Here is a 6,130-nt window from a genome sequence, read left to right as displayed (position 1 = left end):
CCTGTATTATCTGATATACAGATCAATAATTCATCTCAGTCTGTTCAACTACATCCGGGTGAATCCTTTTCGGTTTCCGGGAGCGTTACGGACAACAAAGAACTAAATCAGTTAAAAATTGATATTCATCACGATTTTGACGGACACTCACACAAATCCATGACTACACGCTATGAAGAAATCAGGATTAGTGACATATCAGGGACTTCGTTTTCGATTAATGAAAGCTTTACGATACCTGACAACGCATCTTCAGGTACGTATCACGGAACCATCACATCCTTAGATAAGGAGGGAAATCAGTCTGAAAATAAACTTTTCTATTTTGAGGTCATCAATCCTGAGCAGCCTGTCATGAATCTCACTGTCCCCGCTTCAGTTACAGCTGGAAATGATCTGGTTATAAGCGGTACAATCACCGGAACAGTCTTCTTATCTCAGGTATTTGTAAAAGCAACCTCCCTTTCCAGTGGTAATACATTAATCAATGAATCTTACTCTATTGCTTCCTCTGAATTAATGACCTGGGATGCACAAACAGACGGGAACTTATCTATTCCTATTCCCTCTGGTGAGTCCGGGCCTGTAAAAATACGAATCCGGGCAGAGGATAGTAATGGAAATAATACTATATTTGAACAACAAATAGTCGTTAATTAATAATTTCTCTCAGCTTGCACAATATCCCTCGGCAGTTTAGTTAGAGGGATTTTTTCTTTGTAGAGAAGTTAGATAATAATTCAAAACCGATATGACAGGGAAAGAGGAGATACAAAAAGATTGGTTCAAAGATTGGTTCAATACCCCCTATTATCACATACTTTATAAAAACAGGAATAATGAGGAAGCCGCCCTCTTTATACGCAATCTTGTTCAGTTTCTGGAAATTGATAGTGAAAAAGCTAAAATTCTTGATCTTGCCTGCGGTAAAGGAAGGCATAGTATCTATATGAATTCATTGGGGTTTGATGTCAAAGGAGTAGATTTATCGGAAGAAAGCATCCAGTATGCCTCTCAATTTGCCAACGATCGCCTTTCCTTTGCTGTTCAGGATATGCGCGAACCGATGCAGGAAAAGTTTACACATATTTTTAATCTTTTTACCAGCTTTGGTTATTTCGATTCTCAGGATGATAATCAGAAAGTCATGCACGCGATCGATTCCATGTTAGACAAAGATGGTATTCTCGTTATTGACTTCATGAATAGCCAAAAAGTTATTCAGCAACTGGTCAAAGAAGAAGAGAAAACCATTGATTCCATTTCCTTTCACATCACCCGTGAACATGATCACCAACACATTTATAAGCATATTCGCTTCAAAGACAAAGAACAAGACTTTCGTTTTTCAGAGCGGGTACAGGCATTAACATTGGATGATTTTTCCCGCCTAACTAATGCAACTGGTTTGCAAATAATCCGTACCTTTGGCGACTTTAGCCTGAACCCGTATCACCCGGAGACTTCGGACAGGCTGATAATTATAGCTAAAAAACAAGAATGAGTGCATTTTGGGGAATTACTTTGCTGATTCTGGCTGTTATGTCAGGCGCAGTATTAGTATTAGTGTTAGGGCTGAAGCAGAAAAACGGATCATCTTTAATTAAACCTCTCTTATCATTTAGTGGGGGATTTCTTATTTCCATTGCATTTCTGCACTTTATTCCCGCCATCTATTCCAAACACACAGAATCTATTGGCGTATACATCCTTCTGGGATTTCTTATCCAGCTATTTCTTGAATATTTCTCAGGAGGGATCGAACACGGACATGTTCACCCAACAAAAAATGGCAATGTTCCTATTGTTCTTTTTATCAGTTTGAGTGTCCATTCCATTCTGGAAGGCATTCCTTTAGCTGCGGAGTTTATTCCGGACGCATTGGGAGTTCACGTTCATGACCATCACGGACATAGTCATAGTCACGATTCGGGGCACAGCCTATTGTTTGGTATCATATTTCACAATATTCCCGTAGCTATAGCGCTGACTACCATGCTAATTCAAAGTGGTTGGCAGCGATGGTCTACGTTATTGATTTTATTTATTTTCTCACTTACAGCCCCTCTTGGTATTCTAATTGGGATAAATGCACCTCATCTTTTCAGTGGATATACAGCAGATATTATTCTAGCCATAGTCGTTGGGATGTTTCTTCATATTTCAACTACAATTATCTTTGAGACTTCAGAAGGACATCGTTTCAATCTCATGAAACTAGTCACTCTTCTAGCCGGAGCCTTTTTAGGTTTATGGTTTCACTAAAGCTTCTATATAAAGTAGTCCATACAAGCTGACAAAAATCATTTTATACTCTCCTCTGTCTGGCGACCTTTGCACAAATTTTTTCAGACATGAAATCAGGTATTGTAGAATTGATGGCTCCTGCCGGGTCATACGAAGCTTTAACTGCCGCCATACAAGGCGGAGCAAATTCTATTTACTTCGGAGTAGAACAATTGAATATGCGTACCAAGTCAACGCATAATTTCACGATCAATGATCTCTCAAAAATTGCAAAAATCTGTAGTGACCACCAACTGAAAAGTTACCTTACATTAAACACAATTGTCTACGACCATGACATCAGGCTCATGCAGCGGATTTGTGATGAAGCTCAAGCAGCAGGAATTACTGCAATTATAGCTTCTGACCATGCCGTAATGAATTATTGCAGAAAAATCGGAATGACTATTCACATTTCGACTCAAACCAATGTGACCAATATCGAAACAGTCGAGTTTTACTCTGTTTATGCAGACGTAATGGTACTTTCTCGAGAACTGAGTCTTCTACAAGTTGAGGCGATAGCAAAAGAAATAAAAAGACGTGATCTGAGAGGACCTTCCGGAGAATTAATTCGATTGGAAGTATTCGGACACGGAGCCTTATGCATGGCTGTTTCAGGAAAATGTTACCTGAGTCTCCACTCTAATTTCTCTTCGGCTAACCGCGGAGCCTGTATTCAGAATTGTCGTAAAAGCTACATTGTTACAGATAAAGATACAGGACAGGAACTTGAAGTTCAGAATGAATATATAATGTCTGCAAAAGATCTGTGCACGATCAACTTTTTGGATCAGATTATAGATGCCGGAGTCTCCGTTCTTAAGATCGAAGGTCGAGGTCGAAGTGCTGATTATGTCTACAAAACAACACGTTGTTACAGGGAGGCTATTGACTCCATTTCCGAAGGCTCCTATACGAAAGAGAAAGTTGATGAGTGGGTACAGGAGCTTGCAACTGTTTTTAACCGTGGCTTTTGGGATGGTTATTATCTGGGGCGTCTCATGGGGGAATGGAACGATGAATATGGTTCAAAAGCAACTAAGCGAAAAATATATATTGCCAAAGGTGTTACGTATTACAGTAAAAGTAGCATTGCTGAATTTCAAATGGAAGCTCATGACCTGAAAGCAGGTGAAAAAGTCTTAATCATAGGACCTACAACCGGTGTTATTGAGTGTATAATACCGGATCTGTTTGTTGAAGGAGAAGCGGCTGAGAAAGGAAGTAAAGGTGATCGGGTCACCTTTAAACTGAGTAAAAAAATAAGGCCTTCCGACAAACTTTATAAATGGGTAGATGTATGATCCGCGTATCTCAACTCCATGAAAAGTGTATTGGGTGTAATGCCTGCGTTGAAGTTGATCGTTTTCGATGGCGGATTACACGGGCAACAGGAAAATGTATCCTGATAGACGGGACGATGAAAAAAGGGTGGTTTTCTGCTTTAGTCGGTGACGATGAGTTACCAACAATTGCATCTGCAGCAAAGCACTGCCCTGTAAATATCATTAAGTTCGAGAAGGTTTAGCTCACTTTTTCCTGAAGAAAAACACAATTAAAACCGGCAACAACAACAAGTCTGCTATTACAGCAAACACAAGACTTAATGAGACCAGAAGCCCCATGATAAAAGTCCCCTCGAAATCAGAAAAGAGCAACATCAGGAATCCACTACTGAGAATCAAAGTAGTTAAGATGATTGCTTTACCTGTAGAAACGTATGTCACCCGGAGAGCCTCAAGCGTTTTCTTACCCTTATTTAACTCTAGTTTGAATTTACTTAAAAAGTGAATGGTATCATCAACCGCAATACCAAATGCTATAGTAAAAACAATTGCAGTTGTAATTTTCAAATCGACACCCATAAATCCCATAATTCCGCCAATAAATAATAAAGGAAAAATATTAGGGATCAATGCTATTATAACCATACGAAAAGATCGATACAATACTCCCATTAAAAGTGCTATAATCGCACTGGCCAAAACCAGCCCCTGCATCATACTTGAGGATAAAGTCCGCATATTTACATCCAGTAAGTGTGCCGTACCGGTTATTACGGGTCGGATACGTGTAGTATCTACTTCACTTCTAATAAAATCAAGTAATTCCTCATTCTTTTCCGTTACAATTTTATTTCCCCAATCCGGAATCCCCCCACTTATTCGAGTCATAAGTCCTGTAGAATCGATAAGCATTGCCAGCAGTTCATATCCTTTCGCCGTAGTCACCCTGTGAATTCTGTTAAGTTCCCTATTCGACTCTGGTAATTTGTACCAATCCTTTTGTCCTGCGTGCAAGCTTCTGTTTGCTACTTTCAGCATCGAAGGCAAAGAATTAATTCTACCTACTCCGTATTCCTCCTCCAGGTATTCTTCTATTCTCTGTATCTCATTCAGCACCTCTTTATCCCAGAATGATGTCGTGCTATCTACGAGTTCAATGGCCAGTTCAAATGGCCTGATTCCTCCATAATGCTTATCCAGGTAGTTAAAATCCTGCTTCATTGGTGCATCTTCCGAAATATCATCCATCAAATAATTATTTGTCTCAATTTTTGAAATTCCGTAAACAGCGACAAGTCCAAAAATTAGAAAACCAACCGGAATCCATTTACGATAGATCAACGTATACCGAAAACACTTTGAAAGAAAACCAAACCAGACAGGCGTGTTGTATTTACTCTCTCGAACAACTTTTGGAGTACGTGTAAAAAGAAACAATACCGGTAAAACAAAAAACGTCAGTAAAAAAGCCAATAAAACACCTAAAGCCGTGTACATCCCAAAAACCTGTATCGGTCTGATTCCTATTAAAAATAAGGTTGCAAATCCTACAGCAGTAGTAACTGAAGTCAGAAGTGTTGCCATTCCGATTTCTTTCATCGTATTCTTAATCGCCGGAATTTTTTCCATCCCTTCTCTCAGGTTGTCAATATATTTACTAACCATGTGGATAACGTCAGACATGGCAACGACAAACATGATGCTAGGTAAAACAATCAACAATACATTAATCGGCTCGCGAAAAAGCCCCATCGCACCGATCACCCAAATCAATGCCCCGAACAGAACAACCTGAGGCAGTAAAATTCCCCAAACAGAACGGAACGCGATAAAAAGAAATAAAATAACAAGAACAACAGACAACGAAACAAATAGCATCATTTCGTTCTGCATTTTTTTGACATAGTATTGTTGTCCTACAGCCCTACCTGTAAGACGAATCTGATCAAAATTATATCCGGATAAAGTTTCCCGAATATCAGCTACCATTGTGTCACATTTCTCTTTTCCTATATAATCTCTATGTTTCAGGAACACACACAGTGACCTGGCATCAGAAGCAATAAATCGGTTAACTAATTCAGGATGGCTGAATATACGGGAGGAATCCTTGTCCAGCCTGAGACTGTCCAGATGTAAATATGGGATCTGCATCGTAACACCTCCCGGTAACAAACGTAATTCTTTAAGCGTCGTTAGAGATACTACCTGCTCTACATATCTTGCTGCTTTCAATTCACTGGATAACGTTTCTATATCTTTCAGAAAGTTCTCCTCGAAAACACCTGACTCCCTTTCTATTGCCAGTAAAATAAAATCATTGTCGGAGGAAAATCTTTCCCTGTAGTCAGCAAAGAAATCGGCTTCGCTATCACCTTTAGGCAGGAAGTCCTCAAATTCGTAAGTAAACTCAAGGTGTTTCCAATTGTATAAAAAAAAGAGGGTCAGAGAAGTTAACACCAAAATAATCCATCTGGAATATTTTTTTAACTTTTTTTCACCAACCTTTTCAGTAAAGACTTCGTCTATCATTGCGGTAAAACTATATAACATTT

At 39.2% G+C, this 6,130-nt stretch carries 6 protein-coding genes; 5 read left to right on the top strand and 1 reads right to left on the bottom strand.

Translation table 11 applies throughout. The features are described 5' to 3' along the window. From AC4PL9_RS04365 to AC4PL9_RS04345, 5 genes are all read left to right on the top strand, one after another. A partial coding sequence (locus AC4PL9_RS04365) for a DUF4625 domain-containing protein (RefSeq protein WP_491603556.1) occupies nucleotides 1-660 on the top strand: 660 nt, incomplete at its 5' end. A gap of 91 nt (nucleotides 661-751) precedes the next feature. Further along, a complete protein-coding gene (locus AC4PL9_RS04360; RefSeq protein WP_491603555.1) occupies nucleotides 752-1,504 on the top strand; it encodes a class I SAM-dependent methyltransferase in 753 nt (250 codons plus the stop codon). Beyond that, nucleotides 1,501-2,265, top strand: coding sequence for a ZIP family metal transporter (locus AC4PL9_RS04355; protein ID WP_491603554.1), 765 nt, complete (start codon nucleotides 1,501-1,503; stop codon nucleotides 2,263-2,265). Before AC4PL9_RS04360 ends, AC4PL9_RS04355 begins: the two co-directional genes overlap by 4 nt. An 89-nt stretch (nucleotides 2,266-2,354) precedes the next feature. After that, nucleotides 2,355-3,593, top strand: a complete 1,239-nt coding sequence (locus AC4PL9_RS04350; protein ID WP_491603553.1) for a peptidase U32 family protein — start codon at nucleotides 2,355-2,357, stop codon at nucleotides 3,591-3,593. Next, a complete protein-coding gene (locus AC4PL9_RS04345; protein ID WP_491603552.1) occupies nucleotides 3,590-3,817 on the top strand; it encodes a ferredoxin in 228 nt (75 codons plus the stop codon). The genes AC4PL9_RS04350 and AC4PL9_RS04345 overlap by 4 nt, the downstream gene beginning before the upstream one ends. A gap of 1 nt (nucleotide 3,818) precedes the next feature. Here the strand turns inward: AC4PL9_RS04345 and AC4PL9_RS04340 are convergent, their stop codons facing one another. Next, nucleotides 3,819-6,128, bottom strand: a complete 2,310-nt coding sequence (locus tag AC4PL9_RS04340) for an efflux RND transporter permease subunit (protein ID WP_491603551.1) — start codon at nucleotides 6,126-6,128, stop codon at nucleotides 3,819-3,821. Nucleotides 6,129-6,130 lie beyond the last annotated feature (2 nt).

This window comes from Wandonia sp. (assembly GCF_984588085.1).
The sequence above is the reverse complement of the archived record's forward strand: the minus strand, read 5'-3'. Positions and strand labels throughout refer to the sequence as shown.